This is a genomic window from Mesorhizobium sp. P2_E7, from assembly GCF_056403855.1.
Map to the genome: position 1 here is coordinate 2,450,681 of NZ_JBFUER010000001.1, position 22,208 is coordinate 2,472,888.

Here is a 22,208-nt window from a genome sequence, read left to right on the forward strand (position 1 = left end):
GAACCTCATGGCAGCTGGGCAACGAAGGACGCCGAATTCGACACCGCGCCGAACACGCCACCCTGCATCTTGATCATCTTGATCGCGGCAAGATGGTTGCCGTAGTCGGTCGCGCCGCAGCAATCCTCCAGCATGACGCATTCGAAGCCGCGGTCGTTGGCCTCACGCATCGTGGTGTGCACGCAGACATCGGTGGTGATGCCGGTGAGCACGATGTTTTCGATGCCGCGCTGGTTGAGGATCAGCTCCAGATCGGTGGCGCAGAACGAGCCCTTGCCCGGCTTGTCGATGATCGGCTCGCCTTCGGCCGGATAGAGGTCGGGGATGATGTCCCAGCCGGGTTCGCCGCGCACCAGGATGCGCCCGCACGGGCCGGGATCGCCGATGCCGGCATTGATGCGCCGAGAGCGCCAGCGCTTGTTGGCCGGCAGGTCGGCGAGATCGGGCCGGTGACCCTCGCGCGTGTGGATGATGGTGTAACCTTTCGAGCGCATGGCCAACAGCACCGACTTGATCGGCTCGATCGGCGCCCGCACCAGCGACAGGTCGTAGCCCATATGGTCGACATAGCCGCCCGGCCCGCAGAAATCGGTCTGCATGTCGATGATGATCAGCGCCGTGTTGTCGGGGCGAAGTTCGCCATTGTAGGGCCATGGATAGGGGTCGGCGTCGATGTAGCGCTGGGTGATCTCGGCTCTGGCGTTCATGGCAAAAACTCCAGTTACTTGGTGATCGACAATTCGCCCGGCGCGCCGGCAAGCGATCGGCTCGGCGACGAAGTGGCGATCATGATGATCAGGGTGAGGATGTAGGGGGCGGCGTAGAACAGATAGTAGCCTTGCGTGACGCCGACTGACTGCAGCGCCGGGCCGAGCGCGCCGGCGCCGCCGAACAGAAGGGCGGCGGCAAAGCAGCCGAGCGGATTCCAGCGCGCGAAGATCACCAGCGCCACCGCCATCAGCCCCTGTCCGGATGAGATGCGTTCGGTCCAGCTGCCGGGATAGTAGAGCGACAGATAGGCGCCGCCGATGCCGGCCAGTGCTCCGCCGAGGCCGGTGGCGATGAGGCGCACCGTGTTCGGGTTGAGGCCCATGGCGCGCGCTGCATCGGAACTGTCGCCGACGACGCGCAGGATCAGGCCGGCGCGGGTGTTGCGGAAAGCCCACCACAGGAACGCCGCCAGTGCCGCGCCGATCAGGAAGAGCACATTGACGTTTAGCGCCGCCTGCACCTGTGGAATATCGGACCAGCTGCCGAAGGGGATGGCCGGCAGGTCGGGTGCCGAGGGCTGGATGAACGGCTTGCCGAAAAAGAAGGCGAGACCCGAGCCAAGCAGCATCAGCGCGATGCCGATGGCAATGTCGTTCACCCCGGGAAATTTGCAGATCCAGCCGTGGAACAGGCCGAAGCAGAGGCCGACTGCTGCGGCCGCCAGCAGGCCGAGCCAGGGCGAACCGGTCATCACCGCCACCGCGTAGGCGGTCATGGCGCCGAAAACCAGCGTGCCCTCGAGGCCGAGATTGATGCGGCCGGAGCGTTCGGTGATGGCTTCGCCAAGCGACACGAAGATGAAGGGTGTCGAAACCCGGATGGCGCCGCCGAGTATGGCGAGCGGGACGCCCCAGAGGCCGATCTCGGTCGCGTCCATCAGGCGCCTCTCTTCCAGAGGTCCGGATTGAAGGCCTTGAAGCGGCCGTAGAAGGTTTCGCTGAACAGGATGACGACGAAGAGCATCCCTTGCAGCACCAGCACCGTGGCATCGGGCAGGTCCATGCGGCGCTGGATCAAGCCGCCGGACGCGTTGATGCCGCCAAGCAGGATGGCGACGGGGATGATCGCCAACGGGTTGTGGCGGGCAAGGAAGGCAACAAGAATGCCGGTATAGCCGTAGCCGGCTGCGAGGGAGGCATTGGCGCTGCCTTGCACGGCGCCGACTTCCAGCATGCCGGCAAGGCCGGCGAAGCCGCCGGCAAGCGCGGTGAAGCCGACGATCAGCGGTCCGACGGCCAGCCCCTGCACCTGGGCTGCCCTGACATTGCCACCGGCGATGCGGGCGGCGAAGCCCCAGCGGGTCTTTTCGATCAGCAGCCAGGAAAGGATGCAGGCGACGATGCCGACGATAAGGCCCCAGTGCACCTCCATGCCGGGAATGTTGCCGATGCGATAGGCGTCGGCCAGCGGCTGGGTCGAGGGCTTGTTGAGCGAGGCGGGATCGCGCAGCGGCCCTTCCACCAGATGGTTCATCAGGGCGATGGCGATATAGGCCATCAGCAGGCTGGAGATGGTTTCGTTGACGGCACGGTAGTGGCGAAGCGCGCCGACGGCACCGATCCAGATGCCGCCGGCGGCCATGCCCGCCACGCCCATGGCAAGAATGACGATGAAGGATGGCGCGCCGCTGATTGCCACGCCTGTGGCAGCGGCGGCGACGCCGCCGAGCACGATGGCGCCCTCGCCACCGATGACGACAAGGCCGAGCCGGGCCGGCAGCGCCACGCAGAGCGCCGCAAGCAGCAGCGGGGCTCCGCGCGACAGCGAGTTCTGGATGGAGAACCACGAGCCGAAGCCGCCGCGCCACATGGTTTCATAGAGCTGGAGCGGCGACTTGCCGACCAGCGCAATGAACAGGCTGAACAGGACCATGCCGACGACCAGCGCCGCGAGCGGAATGACGAAGGCTTCCGCCCGCCTGGCGATCCATTCGAGCGCCGCTGGATATCCCCTGGCGCCGAGAATGGCCGGCGCCTCCGCACTGCTGACCGTATCCGTCATGATCCCCGTCTCCGCGCTCAGCTTCAGGCGGTCGAGCCGACGACGCCCTCGACGAGATAGTCCATGCTTTCGAGCTCGATGGCGGTCTCGACGAAGGCCTGGCCTTCCGTCGCCACCACGGCGCCCTTGTTGCTCTTCAACGGACCCTTGATGACGGAGAAGCCGCCCTTCATCATTTCAGCCAGCGTGGCGTCGAACTGCTTGTGGGCCGCCTCGCTCACGGCCGGGCCAAGCGGGCTCATCTTGACGAAGCCGTCGGCCAGGCCGCCGCGCGTGAAGTTGGGCAGCGGCGTGCCGGCGACGAGATCGTCGACGAACATCTTGTAGACCTTGGCCCAGTTCCATTCGGCTCCGGTGAGGTATTTTTCCGGCGCAAGCGGACTCTGGTTGGCGTGGTAGCCGCACACGAAGGCGCCGCGCCCGGCGGCCGTCTCGACCACCACTTTCGGGCTGTCGACATGGCAAGTGATGACGTCGGCACCCTGATCGACCAGCGCATTGGTGGCTTCCGCTTCCTTGACCGCCAGCGACCATTCGCCGGTGAAGATCACCTGGCAGGTGATGGTCGGGTCGACCGAGCGTGCGCCAAGCAGGAAGGAGTTGATGTTGAGCAGCACCTGCGGGATCGGTTTGGCGGCAACGAAGCCGAGCTTCTTGGTCTTCGAGGTGTGGCCCGCGATGACGCCATTGAGATACTGGCCCATGCCGATATAGCCGAAATAGGAGCCGGCATTCATCGGGTGCTTGGCCTTGTCCCACATGCCGCCGCAATGGCGGAACTGCACGTCGGGGAATTTCGCGCACATGGCCAGCATGTGGGGATCGAAATAGCCGAACGAGGTCGGGAAGACCAGCGAGGCGCCGTCGAGATTGATCATCGATTCCATCGTCTTCTGGACGTCGACCGTCTCGGGAACGTTCTCCTCCTCGACGATGGAGATGCCCTCGATGCCCTTCAGCGCCGCCGCACCCTCGGCATGCGCCTGGTTGTAGCCATAGTCGTCCTTCGGCCCGACATAGATGAAGCCGACGGTGGCAGCGGCGGCTAAGGCCCTGCTGACGGGAAAAGCCGCAGAGGCAAGACCAAGTGCGGCTCCTGCGGCAGAGGTCTTGAGCAGCTGGCGGCGGCTAAGCATGAATCTGTCGGTCATCTCTTATGCTCCCCTGTTGGACCCTTTCCGGGCCGGTTAACGCCTTCTCAGGAAAGTGCATGCAATCAACGTGCCAGTTCTAAAATCGTAATTTATGCAATAAAATCAGTTGGTATGTCGAGGCTACCTGCTCAAGTGGAAGGCAATTGCATACACTTTTTGCCTTGGAAATAGCCAGTTTGACATGTAGATTAAAATAAAGGCATAGAGTGAGGAGCCCCGAGTCGAGACTGGCCGGCGAGCCAACCCTGCAAAAAGACTGGACGGAGGAGACGTGTCGGGAAAGCGCAGCTTGGTCAGGTCGGGCACGACCGTCGATCAGATGGTGAGGGCGATCGGCGACCGCATCGTCACCGGCTTCCTGCGCCCCGGCGAAAAGCTCGACGAGGCGTCGCTGGCTGCCCGCTTCGACGTCTCCCGCACGCCGGTACGCGAGGCGCTTGGTCATCTCAGCGCCATGGGCCTGGTCGAAAGACGGCCCAACCGCGGCGCCATTGTCGCCGTGGTGACGCAGGAGCACCTCGCCTCGATGTTCGAAAGCATGGCCGAACTGGAAGCGATTTGCGCGCGCTTCTGCGCCGAGCGCATGACCGGCGGCGAACGCCGTGCACTCGAGACCGAGCACCAGGCCTCGGCTCGGCTGGTGCGGCTGGGCGCCGAGGAAGACTATGAATACTTCAACACCGAGTTCCACAGCCGGCTCTATCGCGGCGCCCACAGCACGCACATCTACGAGCTGACCGCCACGACACGCAGCCGGCTGGCTCCCTTCCGCCGCGCCCAGTTCAGGCTGGCCGGACGCCTAGCGAAATCCTGGCAGGAGCATGACGCCATCGTCACCGCGATCCTGCGTGGCGACAGCGCTGCTGCCGGCAAAGCCGCCAGGGATCACGTGTCCATCGTCAGCGAAGCGAGCGCCGTGTTTGTCGTTGACGATCAGGCGCGAGCCAAGCCGCTGGGTCTCTAGAGGCCCATCGAGAAGGAATTCGGATGGTTCCAACCCGGCCGCACTGCGCACCCGCGGCATCGTACCAGCGCATTCAAAGCAGGTTGCGGCACCCCCGAAATCGGTGCTGTCATGCCCAGTAAGAGATATCGCAAGTTTTCTGAACGTGGGAAAGACGGCAGCGCTCCAGCGATTTGAACCCCGACAATGCGATATCGCCTCAGGCGATTCTGAAATCGCGATGAAAATCGCTGGGGGTTAGTTTTTGGTCAGAAAGAGGGGGTTCGAGTCCACATCGTGGGACACATCATAAATATACAGCAAATTCAATTACTTAAATGAGTATTTTGGTGGGCCCGGAGGACGTATTAAAATCTTTGATTTCATTGGTTTTTCGTGGGCCAAAATCAGAAGTCTTCCCGTATCGTTCCGTATCGTTCCGCCGAAGCCAAACAGTGAACTCATTGACTCATGTCACCTTTGGCGCAACGAGTTGAGCTATTGTAGAACCGAGAAGCAGGTGCCAGGCGGACCGCCACTTCGCGATGGTTGTTGTGGTTGCGGGGGCCGTGCGCGATGGCGAGCACGACGCACCTGATGAGCTGCCAAGTGTGGAAGTCCACTTCGTTCTCGGAAGGGTCCGTTGGCACAAAATGCGAACGAATACAAGCTCAGGTCCAGGCTCCTGTCGGATGCTAGGTCGCCTAGTCTGGTGTCAAGATCGATTCTGAATTAGCATTCAGACTGGGGTATCGGGCGGATCAAGGGCATGGAACGCACAGAGAGAAAGCACGTCAATTTCGCGTTGCGTGCATTCCGGTCGATCCTGTTGGTCGTTCTCGGGACGACGATTTTACCTGCGGGCGTCTCAGCCCAGAATTCGATCGTGGCCGTGGACCCCAATCTGGCGCCGTGCGGGACGTACAATGCCGCGGCGCTCGATCCGAGACCGGTTCCAAGTGCCATCGGCGGCCCGGCGATGATCGAAGCGTTGCTGCAGCAAGGCTTCCACACGCCTGCGACGATGCTGGGGGCGCCCAAGGACATACCGGTAACCTGGTACGACCAGGTCAGGGTGACGCCTGAAGATGCCAAGCGGATTTGCGATCAGCACCTGACGGCGGTCTACATCGATTGGGCAAGCGCGCCATACAACCTCGCCATGAACAGCGGCGCCAAGATTGTATTTGATGCCCTGGGCATCAGACTGCTACGGATTGGAAACTACGCCTTCAATCCCAACGGATTGAGCGGCGTGCTCGCCGCCATACTGCCGTTGCGACCGAACATTCTGCTCACCGGTGGCGTCGCAAACCCGGCGCAGCTCGGCGCGATTTTGAAGCCCGCCGTGGATCAAGGCATTGTCATCAGCCTATGGGCTGTCGCATCGCCTAAACTCGAGATCGGGCAGAACGGTCCGATCAAATCCCTGGTCGGCTACGATTTCTACGGGCTCGGATTGCAACTCGCTGATGCCGTCCACCAGCAGTATCCAAACGGCGCCGAGCTCGGCTACATCCACTGGATCAACGACTCGCCGCCGGTTCAGGCGCGCGAGCATGGGTTTCTCGACGGATTGAAGAAATACCCCAACATCAAGATCGTGACCAACGGCGAGCCGGACCCATCGAATCCCGCGTCCGGCTTCACCAACTTTAGCTCGCCGCAGGCTTTCACGATCGCTTTCCTGACTCAGCACCCGAACGTGAATCTCTTGTTCGCCCCTTGGGAAGATCCGCCCGCACTCGGCGAGGCTGCGGCAATCCGGGCCTTGCATCTCGAAGATAAGATCAAGATCGTGACCATGGACCTGGGCGGCGATGGGATCTACCAACTCAGACACAATGGTCCTATCGTCTTGGACATGGCCCCGGATGTGTACGACGCCGGACGGGTGATGGCGCTGACGGCCGCGCTGTCGTCGATCGGCAAAAGCAACTACCAGTATGTTCTGGTTCCGACCTTCCCCGTTTTTTCGAATTCCGACATGAGTGCTGCCTGGGATTTCATGCACGGACCGGAGATAAAATGCCCGGATACAGCCTGCCAGTGAAATGCCCGCTTTTCCGAGCCAAGATGAGTTGGCCAAGAGCGTTGCGAGGGGACGAGCCCGGTGTCCGAGGCTGACGAACACGCATGCGCTCTCGAAATGGCGCATATCGGCAAGCGCTTCGATCGGAATTGGGTTCTGGAGGATGTGAACCTCAAGGTCCGGCGCGGCAGTATCCATGCGATTGTCGGCCACAACGGCGCGGGCAAATCCACCCTGATGAAGATCGCGCTGGGCGCCGAGAGGCCGACCACGGGTGAAGTGCGCATCGGCGGTCGAAGCTTGACCTATTCCCGTCCTGCGGAAGCGCGCGCGTTGGGGCTCGGGATGGTGATGCAGGAACGCAGCCTCATCGCGACGATGACGGGCATCGATAACATCTTTCTCAACGCCGAGCGCCAGAATGCCTTGGGCGGTGTCGACCTGCGACGTCAGCGGACCGAGGCCCAGGACATGCTCGAGCAGCTCGGCATCCGGCCGTCCACCCTTCGACTGTGGGTGTCGGATATGAGCACGATTGAGCAGGAGTTGATCGAGATCGCCAAGGCGCTGCGCCTTGGCAACCGGGTTCTGGTGCTCGACGAGCCGACGGCGCCCCTGGGCAGCGATGAGATCGAGAGGCTGTTCGCGGTCTTGCGCGCCATCGCCGCCCGAGGAACGGGTATCGTGCTGATCACTCACCACCTCTCGGAGGTGTTCGCGGTCAGCGACGAAGTGACCTGCCTGCGTGAAGGAAAGGTCGTCCTGTCCTGCGCGACGAAGTCGGTGGACATGGCTGCGCTCGTCTCCGCGATGCTCGGGCGACGTTCCTTGCCGGAGGCGCATGCGCGCCGACGCGCGCCGGCGCGTCACGGGTCGGGCCAGGTCCCGACCCTGACCGTCCGCAATCTGCGCGTCGGGACAAAGCTGCGCGACATTTCGGTCGAGGCCTTCGCCGGCGAGGTTCTCGGCATCGTCGGGCCTGCGGGCAGTGGTCGCACCACCCTGCTGCGGGCTCTCTTCGGCGACCTGCGTGCCAGTGACGGCGCGCTTCGCCTGTTCGGCAGGCCGTACCGGCCCCACTCTCCTGCCGACGCGATTGCGCACGGTGTCTTTCTCGTTCCGCAGGATCGCGCGGCACACGGGCTCGTCTTGCTCGAGTCAGTTGCCGAGAACATCATCCTCGTCGCGCTGAAACGTCTGATCGACACGTTGGGATTCCTGAAGCGTGCAGAAGGCCGCCGGCAGGTGCGGCGGATGATCGACACACTCGGGATCCGGGTGAGCAGCATGCATCAGCCGGTCCAGGAATTGTCGGGTGGCAATCAGCAAAAAGTCGTTTTGGCGAAAGCCTTGACCGCCGGGTCGCAGGTCTTGCTGTTCGACGAGCCGACCTTCGGCGTGGATATCGCCGCGGCGCGCGAAATCATGACGCGGGTCCGCGGCTTGGCGGATGCGGGCGCGACCGTGCTGTGGGTCTCGTCCGACCTGCTGGAAACCACGTCCATCTCCGACCGCATCGTGATCCTGCGGGACGGGATCATCCGGGCCACCTTCGCCAGCGAAGACGAGCATGCGTTCAGCGAACACTACCTCTCGGCGGCGATCCACGCAGAGCCGGACAGAGCGTGCCAGTGAGCCAGCCGGACACGCGCGAAAAGAAACTGTTGCTACGGGCTGGCCGGCGCCTGGGCTGGGCGTTGTGGAGCGCCTCCCGCGGCCAGAGCCCGGCCATTCTGGTCGGGGCGATGCTGGTCGTTTTGGCGATCTTTTCGGTGATACTGCGCGACACTGCATTTTTGACGACGGCCAATCTGCTCGCGATCGTCCGCATCTCCACGACCACCACCGTGATGACCGTCGCGACGGTTTATGTGCTGTGCGCCGCCGAGATCGATCTGTCCATCGCCTCGATCGTTCCGGTCTCGGCGCTGATCGCCGCGGTCCTGTTGTCGCTGCACCTCCACTTCCTGCTCGCCGTCGCCGTGGCGATTTCGTTTGGCGCCTTGGTGGGACTGGTGAATGGCCTAGCCACGGTTTTCTTCGGCATACCGTCGTTCGTGGTGACGCTCGGCTCGATGGGGGTCATGCAAGGTCTGGCCCAGATTGTGACGCATACCAACACGATCTCGATCTCCGACGATCGGTTTCTGTTCTGGTTCGGTTCGGGATCGGTCGGCCCGGTCCCTATCCTCGCCTTCTGGTCGTTCGGGGTACTGGTGATCGGCAGCGTGATCCTGTCCTACACCGGTCTCGGCAGGCGGGTGCTCGCCACCGGGGCCAATGCCGGCGCAGCGCGCTACTCCGGCATCCGCACGGAGCGCATAAAGGTCGGTGTCATGGTTGCAAGTGGCGCGGCCGGGGCACTTGCCGGCGTGCTCTATGACGGCCAGTACGCGGCCGGGGATTTCACGCTCGGCTCGGCCGATCTGCTGCCGGTCATCGCCGCCGCCGTCATCGGCGGCTGCTCGTTGTCCGGCGGCAGAGGCAGCGTCGTTGGGGCGGTGACCGCGTCGCTGCTGATCGGCATGCTGAGCAATGTACTCCTTCTTGCCGGCTTCGGCGCGCCGGAGCAGTTGATGGTCCAGGGCATCATCATTGTCGCGGCCGTCATAGCGGGCTCGCGCCGCGGTCGTGGCACGCTCTGGCGCTGGCTGGCAGCGTTGGAAAACAACCGCGATCTGGACTGAGCCGTCGTAGCAGTCGATCAGGCCGCGTCAGCGGCAGATGGCGGTTGGCTGGTCGGCAGTGTGAACTGGAAGGTTGCTCCCTGGCCTGCTTCCGAGGTCACCCACAATTTCCCGCCGTGGGCTTCGATGATCGAGCGGCAGATCGAGAGCCCCAGGCCCAAACCATCGGGCTTGTTGCTGTAGAACGCGTCGAATATGCGCTCGTGATCGGAATCCTCAACGCCAATGCCGGAATCACGCACCGCCACGAGTACGTCGGTCGATTCGGCATTCGTCGTACTGATCAGGATTTCCCTTGACCCTACGGCGGTTGTTTTCATTGCGTCTACAGCGTTCAAGATCAGATTGAGGACCACCTGTTGGAGCTGAATCCGGTCTCAATTCGGCATCGAAGCCGGCAAGGGCGAGTTCTTCGATGCGCGCTCGCCAGAAACACCATCAATTCGAGCTACACGCCGAACCTCTATGCCTATTCGCTGGCGACTTCGAACCAGCAGTATGGCTATGCGGCCGCCGTCTCGTTCGTGCTTGGCGTCGTGATCGCCGGGGCCTCCTACATCTTCACCCTGATCGCCAACCGCCGTCGGCCGGAGCAATGATGACTGCGACCACCGATGCCGGCGCGACGCGCTATCTCGATTGCCCTTTGATAGACAGAGCGCTGTACGAGGAGCCGCGTCGGTGCATCGCAGGACTGGCCGGAGTTATTGAAGCATTCGGCCACACTGGCGGAAACCCGCTCGTCGAGATCGGCATCGTCAAAAACGATGTTCGGAGATTTGCCACCAAGCTCCAGGGTGACCCTTTTCACAGTGTCCGCAGCATCTTTGCTGACTGCGATCCCGGCCCTCGTTGAGCCTGTGAAAGACATCATGTCGACGTCCCTATGTTTTGAAAGAGCCGCGCCGCAGTCGGCGCCGCCATTGACCAAATTGAAGACACCCGCAGGAAAGCCCGCCTCATCAATCATCTCAGCATACAGCATGGCATTGAGAGGCGTGAATTCGCTGGGCTTCAAGATGCATGTGCAACCCGTCGCGAGGGCCGGCACCACCTTCAGAGCGATCTGATTAATCGGCCAATTCCAGGGTGTAATCAGACCACAGACGCCGATAGGTTCGCGCAAAATAATATCGCCGTTCGGCAATTCCTCGCGAGCTTTCAGACCACGCAGCGCATCGATGAATCCCTGCAGATGGCCAACACCGACATCGGCCTGCTGCTGCCGGCTCATGGTGATAGGGGCGCCAAGCTCCAACGTGATTGTTTCAGCCATCTCGTCGTAACGACGCACATAAATGGCCAGAAATCTTTCGAGCAGCCGGAGGCGCTCTTCAAGAGTGGTTTGGCTGTAGGACCCGAAGGCATTTTTTGCTGCCGCGACAGCCTTGTCGATATCTTCTGCCGTACCCATGGAAATGACGGCAATCGGCTTTTCGGTTGCAGGGTTCAGAACTTCCAGGTTCTGCCCGGCGATTGGCGATACCCACTCGCCGCCGATATAGAACTTCCGCTTATCGAGCATAACGACGCTCCTTCCCAATTCGAATAAGGCTCACTCCCTCGCTCAAGCAAGCGAAGGGCTAAACGTCAGCAGGCCCAGAATTTCAAAGAGCACCTGTGCGCCGACCTGCGCTGTGTTGGTCGTCGAGTCGTATTGCGGAGCCACTTCGACGACGTCTGCGCCAACAAGATTGACGCCCTTCAGTCCCCTGATGAGCTCCAACACCTCGCGCGTCGTGAGCCCTCCAATCTCTGGAGTGCCTGTCCCCGGTGCGAAGGCCGGATCGACGCTGTCGACATCAAAAGAAAGGTAGGTCGGGCCGTCGCCTACAATCGCCCTCGCCTTGCGGATCACGGCTTCGATTCCAAGGCCCGAAATTTCTTCGGCGTGGATGACCGTCATGCCGGAGGCGTAGGAGAATTCCCACAAATACTCCGACGAGCCGCGAATTCCGATCTGGATTGTCCGAGCGGGATCGAGCACGCCGTCCAAGACCGCGTTACGCATCGGGCCGCCGTGATGGAACTTCGTCTGATCGAAAGGGCCGCCCGTGTCGCAATGCGCATCGATATGGATCAACCCGACCGGACGATCGCGGCCGACGGCCTTGAGGATAGGATGAGTGATCGAGTGATCACCTCCAACCGAGACGGGAATTAAGCCCGCAGCGACGACCGCCGCAATCGCCGCCTGGATATCATCGTGACTTTGCTCCAGGCGGTAGCGGCTTGCGAAAGGAATATCGCCTATGTCGGCGATCCTAAGATCGAGCGCAGGCGCGCATTCGAGGACGTGATTGTACGGCCCAATCCGCTCAATTGCCCGTATTGCACGTGGCCCGAAACGCGATCCGGGTCGGTTGCTTACACCAAGGTCCATTGGCACGCCGACTACCGCTACCTGGAGATCGCCGAAGTCGGGTGCTTTGAAATCGATTGCCTTCAATGGCAAGCCGGCAAAGGTTGAGATGCCGGAATACGGCGCCAGACGTGTCCCCCCGCTAAATATCTTCTCACCAACCTTGCGAAATTTCGGATCATGAAACTCGAGACTGTCGGCGAACTTCGCCCGCAGCGCTACAAGGCGCTCATTAAAGTCAACCATTGCGAAACCCTCTCCTTGTGTCGCGTTGTTCCTGGGATCAGAAGACATGGAATTGGCCGACGGCGCGTCCCGCCATCGAGGTCCCTGAATGGCTTCAACGTGCCACCCTCAATGTTCACATTTCCGCAGCCGTAGCGGGCAGCCGGAACATATATGATCATGATGATTTGGCGCGGGGCGAGCCGGGGGCGTTCAATTTCTCCGCGACCGCGCCTACATAGCGGTCCAGGATGATTGCCAGTGCGGAAATCGCAAGGCCTGCAAGCAATCCTCTGCCGGCCTCGACGCGAGCGATGGCATCCACGGTCTCCAGTTCAAGCCCCTGTGAGCCAACAAGCGCCGTGATGACCACCATCCCAACACACATGAGGATCGTTTGGTTGAGACCGAGCATCAGACCAGGTCGGGCAAGAGGCAGACGAACCTTCCAGAACGTTTGAAGTGGGGTGGCCCCGAACGCCACCGCGGCTTCGATCGTGGTTGGATCGACATTGCGGATGGCATGGTCCGTGTATCGCACCGTCGTCGCCACGGAGTAGAGCGCAATGGCGATCACCGCGGTTGCATCTCCGGGACCCAGAAGCATGACAACGGGCACCAGGTATACGAAGGAAGGCAACGTCTGCAGGGTCGTGACGACAACCTCCGACACCGCGTGCACGCGGCGCGAAGATCCGGCCCATACTCCCAAGGGCGCTCCGACAAAAAGGGAGAGCAGCGTTCCGACCGTCACCAGATTGAAGGTGATCAGCAACTTGTCCCAATAGCCAATGGCAGCGATCAGGATGAGCGTGGCGCAAGACAGGACAGCAAGAGAAGGCCGCCGCAGCGCGAAGCCGAAACACAGCATGGAAGCAACAATCGACGCCCAGCCGAGATCTCTCAGTATCGTCAACAAGGGCCGAATGACGCCGAGCGTGATGGTCAGCCGGGCGGTTTCGAAACCATCGCCCCAGTTGCCGTTCAGCCAACTGATGACGCGTGACCAGAAATCAGCGGTCGAGATCGTCAACTCGACCGGATATTGCGCCAGAGGTGCGATTGCGACTCCCGCGACTGTGGGAATGACGAGGATGGCGGCCAGGATTGCGAGGTGCCTTATCGGTTGCGGTCGAGACAGATGAGAAGGTCGACGCACGGCGATCGAATGTCCGTAGCCGTAAAGCAGTACGGCCAGCAGTGTTATCGCAATCCCCGCCTCCAACCCGCGACCGATCTTGAGGGATTGGATCGCGCGAAGCACTTCCGCTCCCAGACCACCTGCGCCGATCATGGAAGCCAGAATGACCATAGCCAGAGCCATCATCACCAGTTGATTGACGCCCAAAAGGAGGTCGTCCCTCGCGCTTGGCAAAAGGATCTTCGATGTGCCCTGCCAGCGGGAGGCACCGGTCATGCTGGACAGTTCGAACGTATGGTCCGGCAACCGACGCAGGCCATACACCACCGCTCGCGCCATCGGCGGCAAAGCGAAGATCAGTGTTGCCACCAACGCCGCGACGGGACCGAACCCGAAGAGGATCAGGATTGGCACCAGATAGCTAAATGGCGGAATCGTTTGCATGACGTCGAAGACGGGGTTCAATACGGTTTCGAGCCAACGCCAACGAAACAGCATCACGCCCAGCGCCAGGCCAAAGATCACGCCGACGACGATCGCAAACGCCACGGAAGCGAGCGTCAATGTCGCTTGAGCCCAAAGATTGAAAACAAGAAAGTACGCAAAAGTTGCAAACGCCAGGACAGCCAGGCGGCGCCCACCGGCGAGCCAACCCATGTAGATTGCAGCAAGAACGACCGACACCCACGACAATGGCGGCAGAGTAACCGTTTCGGCTGCAGTGCGACCCGGAAAGGACCAGCCGGTGGTCAGAAGGTTCTGCAGGCCCCGCATCGGAAGGCCGACTGCCTCCCCACCCGCACGCGTCCAGACCCGGAGAGGCTCGCCAAAAATTTCGGATCGGCGAAGCAACTGGTTGAGCACATCGTTGGACATCTTAAGCAACGGCAGCAGCCATTGCTTCGGCCAGACGTACAACCCTTCGGGCAGCACCTCCCGCCCAACATAGGCAGCGACGAGCAAAATGAGGCCGAATGTCACCCACAAACGGCTGCTCAGCAGCCATTTGTGGCGGATGAGCGGCGCCACAGATGTCGCGCCGAAGGTTATTGAAGCCACGGTGACCACTTTTTCTCGTTGGTGGAAATCCACTCAGCCGCGGCAGCTTCGGGCGTTAGTCCGCCCTTATCCTGCTTGAGGATGCCCCAGGCAACATCGTCATTGGTCAGAACAAACTTCTTCAAGAGATCCGTTACATTGGGCTCGCGCTTGGCGAAATCATTGTTGATCAATTCGATGATATCTCCCGTGGGCAAAGCGCAGTCACCCACGAGATCGGGGTTGACGCCCCAGGCGGGATCGCTGCGGCACGCGTCCTCATAGGGGGGGAAATCGACAAAGGTGCCCACGCCGGAGCCGTACAGCCAGTGAGGCACGAAACCAAATCCGATGATCGGCTTTTTCCTCTCGATAGCGCCCTGCATCGTGGCGACCATGGCCGCCATGGTACCCGGCAAGGTTATGTGGACGTCGAGGCCTAGCGCCGCGATGCGGCGCTCGTCGTCGGCGTCAAAGTCTGCCGGTGTTCCGAGATAATTGATCTTTCCGTCCGTCTCGGGGTTGGACAGCGCTTTGATGCATGCAGAATCCTTGAGCGCCTTCCAGTCCGGCAATCCCGGACATAGCTCAGCAACATAGTTGGGGTACCACCAGGTTTCCCTGATCTTGACGCCGACCGACCCCACCTTCGTCACAGAGCCCGACGCAAGCGCAGCTGCGATCAGCTCGGGAGAAGACGACCAGATTGCGGGACTGATCTCGAGGTCGCCGAGCTCAATGGCCGTGAACTGCGCCGTGTAATCGGTATGCACGTACTGAATGTTGTATCCGGCCTTCTTGAGCAAGGCCCCGAACACGTTCGTGATGAAGTCCGCGTCAGGCGCACTAACGACCGCCAGCCGTACCGGATCCTGGGACTGCGCGGCGGCGAGCGCCTCGCCGGAAGAAATGCACAGACTGGCGCAAAGCACAGACGCCAACGTGACTGACGAAAGTGGAAACCGCATCGCGAAACACCCTTTCAAAATGACCTACGAGCCAAAGTAGGGCGCACTTCTTATCACATGTCAATCACAAAAATGGAAAAAGAGGTTGCGTTGCTGGGAAATATCGGGTTGAATACAGCATATATATGGACGATATATATCACAAATGAGTCACAAATGACAAAGAAGGACGAGCAGAGCACGACCGCTTCGGACCGCGTGTACAAGCTTGTCCGTCGGGATATCCTTGAGTGCCGCTGGCGGGCCGGACAGCGCCTGAAGATCCGCGATATCGCCGCCGAACTGGGGGTCAGCCCGATGCCGGTCCGTACGGCGTTCCGGCGCCTAGGGGAAGAGGGTATTCTTATCGTCGAGGAAAACCGGTCGGCTCGTGTCCCCTTCGTTTCCCGGCAGAGCTTCAACGAATACCTTGAGATCTCGGTGAGCCTCGAATGCCTGGCCTTGGAGAGGGCCGCCGGGCGTATATCGAGTGAAACGATCCAGGCGCTCCGAAGCGAAGCCGAGTGCATGCAGCGCGACATCGAGGCTGGCGACACCGTTGGCTACGCCCCTCGGTTCAACGGCCTTCTGATGAAGATTTATGTGCGAGGGGAATCTCAGGCGCTCATTGAGATGATCGAAAGCGTCTGGATCAAGACAGCTCCACCGGCGCGCGAGGCCTTCGAGGAAAAAGGCATCGTCACGCGACTGAATGCGGCCCTGGTTGCGATCATCGACGCCTTGGAGGCGGCCGACGCGGCCAGTGCCAAGGAAATTCTGACCTCGGCCCTGCAGTATGCCTGCAAAGGCGTGAACCTGTTCCTTGAAATGGATCAAGATCAGAAAATGAAGCCAAAAGCCAAAAAGAGGATCGAGGAACAGTATGTCGAATCCAAGTGAAGCTCCGATCGCGCTGGTCACCGGCGCGTCCCGCGGTATTGGGCGAGCGACTGCGGAGATGTTGCTTCGGGATGGCTACGATGTTCATGCCACCTACATCAGCGATGCGACAGCGGCAGAGGGCCTCGTTTCGTATGGCGACGACTTGGGGCGCAATGTCACGCTTCACCATTTCGATGCCGGCACGCGCGAGAGTCAGGACGAGTTGATGCGGCGCCTGCAGGGTGTCCAGCTTCGGGGCATCGTCCACAATGCGGGAATCGTCAAATTCGAGCGATTTACTGAATATGACATTTCGATCTGGGACCGCACCTTCGAAGTAAATCTGAATGCAGCTTTGCGGCTGACTCTTGGACTGCAGAAGCAGATCGTGTCAGGAGGATCTGTGGTTTTGGTCGCCTCCACCGACGCATTCTTCGGCTCCTACGCAAGCATGGCTTACGCGGCGTCCAAGGCGGCGATGATCAATCTGGCCAAGAGCCTCGCATGCAATTTCGGTTCCCGAAACATCCGCGCCAACGCCGTTTCGCCGGGATGGATCCAAACCGACATGACGACTGGGGCTTCCTCCGGGTCTGCGTCAGTCACGCCTCTTGGCCGGGACGGAAGGCCGGAGGAGGTCGCTGGCGTGGTCGCCTTCCTTCTCTCCGACAGGGCCAGCTTTGTCTCGGGCACGAGCATCGCCGTCGATGGCGGCTATACCTCCTCTGACGCGATCATGTTGAACGAAGCCAGGGAACTGGGTTGAGGATTGTCGGGAATAGCCATGTTGAGTTGCAAGAACCTCTGGAAGATTTACGGTCCGGCCAAGGCACATAGTATCGGTCCAGAAGTGCCACTGAGTGAGAACATCTCCTCGGTGGAGCAGCGCGGCGGTTTCGTCGCGTTGGCCGGCATCGATCTCTCCGTGGCGAAGGGCGAGATCCTGGTCATCATGGGCCTTTCAGGGTCCGGAAAATCCACTCTGCTGAGATGCCTGACGCGCCTGGTGGAGCCGACGGCCGGAGAGTTGCGCTTCGAGGGTCAGGACTTGCGCGCCGTGCCCGAAAAGAGCCTGCAACTGCTGCGTCGTACGCACATGAGCATGGTGTTCCAGAATTTCGCGCTGCTTCCCCACCGTACCGTTGTCGGCAATGTGGAGTTGCCCCTGGAAATCCAAGGCGTGCGCGCAGCTGAGCGGAGGCAGAAGGCGCTCGATATGATTGGGCTCGTCGGGCTGTCCGGCAAAGAAGATCACTACCCGCACGAGCTCTCCGGAGGCCAACAGCAGCGCGTCGGCATTGCTCGCAGTCTGTCAACCAATCCTAGCCTTTGGCTGCTGGACGAGCCCTTTTCAGCGCTCGACCCACTCATTCGCGAAGAGATGCAGGACGAAATTCTCAGGCTACAGAAAACGCTGTCGAAGACTGCCGTGTTCGTGACCCATGACTTCAACGAGGCTGCTCGCGTTGGAGATCGCATCGCCCTTTTGCGCAAGGGCGAGCTCGTCCAGACCGGCAGCGCCGCGGAACTGATCCTGAATCCCGCGGATTCCTATGTGAGAGCATTCACCGCGAGCGCGGAACGCAGTCGAATACTGACGGCGGAAAATTTCATGCAGCGTGGAGAGCCGGGCGCATTCGACGTGCAACTCGAGGCTGAGGCGACACTTCGAAGAGTCGCGGAAACCTTCCAGGGCGGGGCCAGCGTGATCGCCTTCGGCAATTCCACCGGCAGAACGGTAGGGTTCATGAGACGTCAAGATCTGGGCGACGCGCTCACGTCTGCTATGACTGCGTAGCTGGCCGGGCGTCGAAATCGAGGTACCAGTTCGACCATGCAAACGACAATCACCGAGACAGAAGCGCGCTCGCTCCTGCGCAGCATCAAGGCGCCGCAACTGGACCTGAAGCCGGTCGCAGACCATGTGCTCGAACACTACGGGCTGGCAGGCGAATGGCATCAGCTGGGAGGGGAAAGAGAACAGAACTATCGTCTTGTCACTGCCGCCGGCGAGAGGTTTGTCGTCAAGATCGCATCTCTCGAAGAGGATGAGGAAAGTCTCATCTTTCAGGCGAAAGCACTTGAACATATCGAACAGGTAGACCCTGCGCTCCAGGTCCCACGGGTGCGCAGGACCCTTGCAGGTGACCTGCTCTCCAGCATCTCGGCTGGAGAGGGAAGAAGGCATGCTTTGCGGGTTCTCTCGTTCGTCGCCGGCGAGACCGTCATGGATCTGTTGAGCCAGCGAGGCTTCAATCTGTCCACCGACGACCTTCTGAGCCTCGGTGCGGCGCAAGGCCGTCTGGCACGCGCGCTCCAGGGATTCAATCATCGCGGCGCCTTTCGACCGATGCCGTGGGACCTGGCAAATGGCCTGGTCCTTGGTGATTGGCTGCGGGACTATATCTCAGAAGAAATCCGCCCAGACGTCGACCGGGCATTGGAGCACTTCGCCGGATCAACCCTGGCGGCGCTGCCGCGCCTCCGATCCCAGGTCATCTACAATGATTTCCACGAGAGCAACGTTCTGGTCCGGGCTGAGCCTTTGCTCGAAGTTGTGGGCGTTATCGACTTTGGCGACATGGTCTATGGGACGGTCGCGCAGGACCTCGCCGTTGCTGTGGCGTCTTTCATCCATTGGAGCCCGGAGCCTGTGGCGGCCGCGGCAGCCGTCGTACGCGGCTACCAAAGGTATATGCCCCTGGAGGCCGCCGATCTGGCGGTGCTCAAGGATCTGGTGCTGGCCCGGCTGATCCTGCAGGTCGGGCTCGTCCGCTACCAGGCTGTCGTCAACGGCCGGAACGACCAGCACCTCGGTGAATTGCAATCCCTGTATTCGGCCGCCATATCACGTCTCGCCAACATCGACGACGACGCGTTCGTCGCCTCGATGACACCGTCCGTGGTGCCCACTCCGATATCATCGCTCGTGGTGGAACAGACTGCGACCGATATCCAAGCCCTGGTGTCGCGCAGGGAATCCGTCCTAGGCAAAGCCTACACGTTCTACAACGAGCCGCTGCAACTCGTGCGCGGTCGCGGCACAAAACTCTTCGACGCTTCCGGGACGGAGTACCTGGATTGCTACAACAACGTCGCCAACGTGGGGCATTGCCACCCCTATGTAGTGCAGGCGCTCGCCCAGCAGGCGGCCACGCTCAACACCAACTCCCGCTATCTTCACAGCGAGATCCTGCGGCTGGGAGAGCGGCTGACTGCGACCCTCCCCGAAGGCCTGGATACCTGGATCTTTGTCTGCACCGGCTCGGAGGCCAACGACCTGGCGGTTCGCATTGCCCGGTCGGTTACCGGCAACGAAGGCGTGATCATCACGGAGAACAGCTATCATGGCAACACATCGGTGGTCGCGCCGCTTTCGTTGCTGGAATACGAAATCAAGGACAAGCCGAGCTGGGTCGAGGCGGTGCCGCCTCCAAATGTCTACCGGGGCATCCATCGAGATGCCCAGGCCGATTTAGCGGAACGATACTCCGATCACGTGACGGAAGCAGCGGCCCGTCTCAAAGCAAGGGGGCCGGGCGCTGCAGCGCTGCTGATTGACTCGATCTTTGACGGTAACGGCGCCCTGGTGCCGCCACAGGATTACATGCGCCTTGCCTTCGAGAAAGCGGGCCGCGCAGGGGCGTTGTGCATCGCCGACGAAGTTCAAATGGGCTTCGGAAGATCGGGCACGCACATGTGGGGCTTCGAGGCCTTCGATGTTCGTCCCGACATGGTCACCATGGGAAAGCCGATGGGCAACGGCCACCCTATCGCCGCGCTCGTGACGCGTCGCGAAATTGCCCTGGAGTTCCAGCGTCGCACTGGCTATTTCAACACGTTTGGCGGCAACACGGTCTCGACGGTTGTCGCCAACGCCACCTTGGACGTTCTGCAGGGCGAGAACCTGCAAGGCAACGCCGAGCGTGTCGGTGCGCATCTCAAGGCATCTCTCGACGGCTTGATCGGCACGCACGAGCTTGTCGGCCACATTCATGGGCGCGGCCTCTTCTACGGAGTCGAGCTTGTCGTCGACCGGACATCGCGCGCTCCCGCGAAACTCGCAGCCCGCTGGGTGCGTGAACGGATGAAGAGCCTCGGTGTCCTGGTTGCCTCGACAGGTCCCTTGGGAAACATCATCAAGATAAGGCCGCCATTGGCCTTCAGCACCGCCGACGCCGACCGGTGCTTCGAAGCCCTTCACACCGCGCTGACAGAGGTGCCGCCCGATCTTCGGATCGCAAATAGCGCCTGAGCCAACCGGGGATTAGCAGATGAAAATCTACAAATGCGATGCTCATCTGGAGCATCAATCGAAAGTCGAACTCACCCCTGGGAGGTTCATCCCGACGCTCGACGTGGCGGAGCGCACCAGCGTTGTTCTGGACGTCTTACGACAGGCTGGCCACACCGATGTCTTGGACTGTGCACCCGCATCGAAGGAAGATCTGCGCACCATTCATTCCGAAGACTACCTCGATTTCCTGGCCACGGCTTGGGATGAATGGTCGAGCTCATTCGGAACCGAACTCGACGGCGTCGGCTTCGTCTGGCCGCACCGCAACCGGCCGCCTCGATGCCCTAGCGCGATAGAAGGCAAGATCGCCTACTACATGTTCGACGGCGTAAGCACGATCACGCCGGGGATGTGGCCTGCAACCTTGGGCGCAGCAGGGGCTTCCCTTCAGGCTGCCAGGGACCTTCGCGTCTCTGGATTGCCGGGCCTGGTCCTGGCTCGTCCTCCGGGGCACCATGCCTGCTGGAACATGGGTGGTGGAACGAGTTACACCAACCATACCGCGCTGGCGGCACAGGAACTGACGCGAGATGGCGCTCGGGTCGCGATCCTGGACGTTGACGCTCACCATGGCAACGGGGCTCAAGACATCTTCTGGACCAGGTCCGATGTCCTTACCATCTCTCTCCACGCTGATCCTGCGGTGGACTATCCCTATTTCTCCGGCTACGCCGAGGAGATCGGGGCCGAGGCTGGAGAAGGCTTCAACTTGAACCTGCCACTGCAACCCGGCACCGACTGGTCGGGCTATAGCGAAGGTTTGACGACCGCACTCGAGAGGCTGCGCGATTATTCTCCTGACTATATGGTGGTGGCACTCGGCGTGGATGCCTATGCCAACGATCCCGCGGGGCGCCTGGCCCTGGAGTTGGCTGATTTCAACCGGATTGGCGAAACCGTTGCATCTTTGGGCTGCCCCCACCTGTTTGTGCTCGAAGGGGGATACTGCCTTGATGCGATTGGTCCCTGCGTCCTGAATGTTGTCGCGCCGGGGGGTTAGATGCGTCTGTGCCTCGCCGGATGTTTTGACCGACCCGGCCTAAGGGACGGGATTGACCTCAAGGAGCGAGTTGCCGCTTGCGTTGACAGCCACGACTAATTGGTTGCCCGCGCTTGACGATCGATTTTGTCAATACTTCCTATCTTTGATTAGCGAAACTATTGGAGGAATTAGCTATGGAAAATCAAGACAGAGAAGAAGGTTTCGAGAGCCGAATGATGCGGTTGGTAAAAAAATGCCATCAGGAACAGAGGCTCATCATGAACCACGTCTGCATTCGGGTTGACGACATCGGTCGCACGGAAAGGTTGCTGACTGAGTCTTTTGGTATCGGCACAGGAGGGTTTACTCGCGTTGAAGGAGATCTATTCAAAGGTGAAGCTTTTGTCAGCGGCGCGTGGGTGAACGACAATTTCTATCTTGAACTAATGGAGCCGCTCGAAAAACAACGGCTGGGATACGATACCGGGTGCGGTGCACCAATTGGGCACTTGAGTGAAATTGGCTTCCTCACCCCTAATATGGACGCAGAATTGGACCGGCTATCAAAACTCGGGTGGCAGGTGACTGACACGCTTTCATCTGAATTCTCTAGAGAAGTTAAGATGGACATGGAACCGTCCATTGGATTTCCGATAGAACTTATGGAAGTAAAAAGCAGAGAAAAATAACTAATGCCAAATACTATTTGATATTATCATGATTTTCTAGTTTAATTTTATAGGAAA

The 22,208-nt window shown here is 60.6% G+C and carries 19 protein-coding genes and 1 pseudogene; 11 read left to right on the top strand and 9 right to left on the bottom strand.

Annotation, left to right across the window (positions count from 1 at the left end; all coding sequences use genetic code 11):
- Positions 1 to 5: 5 nt before the first annotated feature.
- The 4 genes from biuH to AC1DYC_RS12055 are packed head-to-tail and all read right to left on the bottom strand — an operon-like array spanning position 6 to position 3,923.
- A complete protein-coding gene (biuH, locus tag AC1DYC_RS12040) occupies positions 6 to 707 on the bottom strand; it encodes a biuret amidohydrolase (RefSeq protein WP_477406534.1) in 702 nt (233 codons plus the stop codon).
- A 14-nt stretch (positions 708 to 721) separates the two neighbouring features.
- Positions 722 to 1,648 carry an ABC transporter permease gene (locus tag AC1DYC_RS12045; protein ID WP_477406536.1) on the bottom strand — a complete coding sequence of 309 codons (927 nt, stop codon included), beginning with the start codon at positions 1,646 to 1,648 and terminating at the stop codon, positions 722 to 724.
- Positions 1,648 to 2,772 carry an ABC transporter permease gene (locus AC1DYC_RS12050; protein WP_477406538.1) on the bottom strand — a complete coding sequence of 375 codons (1,125 nt, stop codon included), beginning with the start codon at positions 2,770 to 2,772 and terminating at the stop codon, positions 1,648 to 1,650. Before AC1DYC_RS12050 ends, AC1DYC_RS12045 begins: the two co-directional genes overlap by 1 nt.
- Before the next feature lie 23 nt (positions 2,773 to 2,795).
- Positions 2,796 to 3,923, bottom strand: a complete 1,128-nt coding sequence (locus AC1DYC_RS12055) for a BMP family ABC transporter substrate-binding protein (RefSeq protein ID WP_477406540.1) — start codon at positions 3,921 to 3,923, stop codon at positions 2,796 to 2,798.
- Positions 3,924 to 4,215: 292 nt separating this feature from the next.
- Between AC1DYC_RS12055 and AC1DYC_RS12060 the strand changes: the two genes are divergently transcribed.
- The 4 genes from AC1DYC_RS12060 to AC1DYC_RS12075 all read left to right on the top strand — a co-directional run bounded on the left by AC1DYC_RS12060 (position 4,216) and on the right by AC1DYC_RS12075 (position 9,588).
- A complete protein-coding gene (locus tag AC1DYC_RS12060) occupies positions 4,216 to 4,890 on the top strand; it encodes a GntR family transcriptional regulator (protein WP_477406542.1) in 675 nt (224 codons plus the stop codon).
- A 748-nt stretch (positions 4,891 to 5,638) separates the two neighbouring features.
- Entirely contained in the window at positions 5,639 to 6,922 is a 1,284-nt protein-coding gene (locus AC1DYC_RS12065; protein WP_477406544.1) for a substrate-binding domain-containing protein, read from the top strand.
- Between the two features lie 60 nt (positions 6,923 to 6,982).
- Positions 6,983 to 8,536 carry a sugar ABC transporter ATP-binding protein gene (locus AC1DYC_RS12070; protein ID WP_477406546.1) on the top strand — a complete coding sequence of 518 codons (1,554 nt, stop codon included), beginning with the start codon at positions 6,983 to 6,985 and terminating at the stop codon, positions 8,534 to 8,536.
- Complete coding sequence (locus AC1DYC_RS12075) at positions 8,533 to 9,588, top strand: ABC transporter permease (RefSeq protein WP_477406548.1); 1,056 nt, start codon at positions 8,533 to 8,535, stop codon at positions 9,586 to 9,588. The genes AC1DYC_RS12070 and AC1DYC_RS12075 overlap by 4 nt, the downstream gene beginning before the upstream one ends.
- 17 nt (positions 9,589 to 9,605) lie before the next feature.
- Here the strand turns inward: AC1DYC_RS12075 and AC1DYC_RS12080 are convergent, their stop codons facing one another.
- Positions 9,606 to 9,908 carry an ATP-binding protein gene (locus AC1DYC_RS12080; RefSeq protein ID WP_477406550.1) on the bottom strand — a complete coding sequence of 101 codons (303 nt, stop codon included), beginning with the start codon at positions 9,906 to 9,908 and terminating at the stop codon, positions 9,606 to 9,608.
- Positions 9,909 to 9,947: 39 nt separating this feature from the next.
- Between AC1DYC_RS12080 and AC1DYC_RS12085 the strand changes: the two genes are divergently transcribed.
- The gene (locus AC1DYC_RS12085) at positions 9,948 to 10,187 is read left to right on the top strand and encodes a hypothetical protein (RefSeq protein WP_477406552.1); all 240 of its coding nucleotides are present in this window, start codon (positions 9,948 to 9,950) and stop codon (positions 10,185 to 10,187) included.
- Between the two features lie 17 nt (positions 10,188 to 10,204).
- On the opposite strand, the pseudogene AC1DYC_RS12090 reads toward AC1DYC_RS12085, so the two are convergent.
- From AC1DYC_RS12090 to AC1DYC_RS12105, 4 genes and pseudogenes are all read right to left on the bottom strand, one after another.
- Positions 10,205 to 11,113: pseudogene (locus tag AC1DYC_RS12090) on the bottom strand (aldehyde dehydrogenase family protein); the annotation flags it as partial.
- A 42-nt stretch (positions 11,114 to 11,155) separates the two neighbouring features.
- A complete protein-coding gene (gene speB, locus AC1DYC_RS12095; RefSeq protein ID WP_477326706.1) occupies positions 11,156 to 12,196 on the bottom strand; it encodes an agmatinase in 1,041 nt (346 codons plus the stop codon).
- Between the two features lie 157 nt (positions 12,197 to 12,353).
- Positions 12,354 to 14,384, bottom strand: a complete 2,031-nt coding sequence (locus tag AC1DYC_RS12100) for an ABC transporter permease (protein ID WP_477406554.1) — start codon at positions 14,382 to 14,384, stop codon at positions 12,354 to 12,356.
- Complete coding sequence (locus tag AC1DYC_RS12105; protein ID WP_477406556.1) at positions 14,363 to 15,322, bottom strand: ABC transporter substrate-binding protein; 960 nt, start codon at positions 15,320 to 15,322, stop codon at positions 14,363 to 14,365. The genes AC1DYC_RS12100 and AC1DYC_RS12105 overlap by 22 nt, the downstream gene beginning before the upstream one ends.
- A 156-nt stretch (positions 15,323 to 15,478) precedes the next feature.
- Here AC1DYC_RS12105 and AC1DYC_RS12110 point away from each other — a divergent pair, with 156 nt between their 5' ends.
- The 6 genes from AC1DYC_RS12110 to AC1DYC_RS12135 all read left to right on the top strand — a co-directional run bounded on the left by AC1DYC_RS12110 (position 15,479) and on the right by AC1DYC_RS12135 (position 22,151).
- Complete coding sequence (locus tag AC1DYC_RS12110; RefSeq protein WP_477406558.1) at positions 15,479 to 16,201, top strand: GntR family transcriptional regulator; 723 nt, start codon at positions 15,479 to 15,481, stop codon at positions 16,199 to 16,201.
- A complete protein-coding gene (locus AC1DYC_RS12115) occupies positions 16,185 to 16,949 on the top strand; it encodes an SDR family NAD(P)-dependent oxidoreductase (protein WP_477406560.1) in 765 nt (254 codons plus the stop codon). Before AC1DYC_RS12110 ends, AC1DYC_RS12115 begins: the two co-directional genes overlap by 17 nt.
- Before the next feature lie 18 nt (positions 16,950 to 16,967).
- A complete protein-coding gene (locus AC1DYC_RS12120) occupies positions 16,968 to 17,981 on the top strand; it encodes an ATP-binding cassette domain-containing protein (protein WP_477406562.1) in 1,014 nt (337 codons plus the stop codon).
- 36 nt (positions 17,982 to 18,017) lie between these two features.
- Positions 18,018 to 20,438 carry an aminotransferase class III-fold pyridoxal phosphate-dependent enzyme gene (locus tag AC1DYC_RS12125; protein ID WP_477406564.1) on the top strand — a complete coding sequence of 807 codons (2,421 nt, stop codon included), beginning with the start codon at positions 18,018 to 18,020 and terminating at the stop codon, positions 20,436 to 20,438.
- Between the two features lie 19 nt (positions 20,439 to 20,457).
- Complete coding sequence (locus AC1DYC_RS12130; RefSeq protein ID WP_477406566.1) at positions 20,458 to 21,480, top strand: histone deacetylase family protein; 1,023 nt, start codon at positions 20,458 to 20,460, stop codon at positions 21,478 to 21,480.
- A 176-nt stretch (positions 21,481 to 21,656) separates the two neighbouring features.
- Positions 21,657 to 22,151, top strand: coding sequence for a VOC family protein (locus tag AC1DYC_RS12135; RefSeq protein ID WP_477406568.1), 495 nt, complete (start codon positions 21,657 to 21,659; stop codon positions 22,149 to 22,151).
- The last annotated feature ends 57 nt before the right edge of the window (positions 22,152 to 22,208 follow it).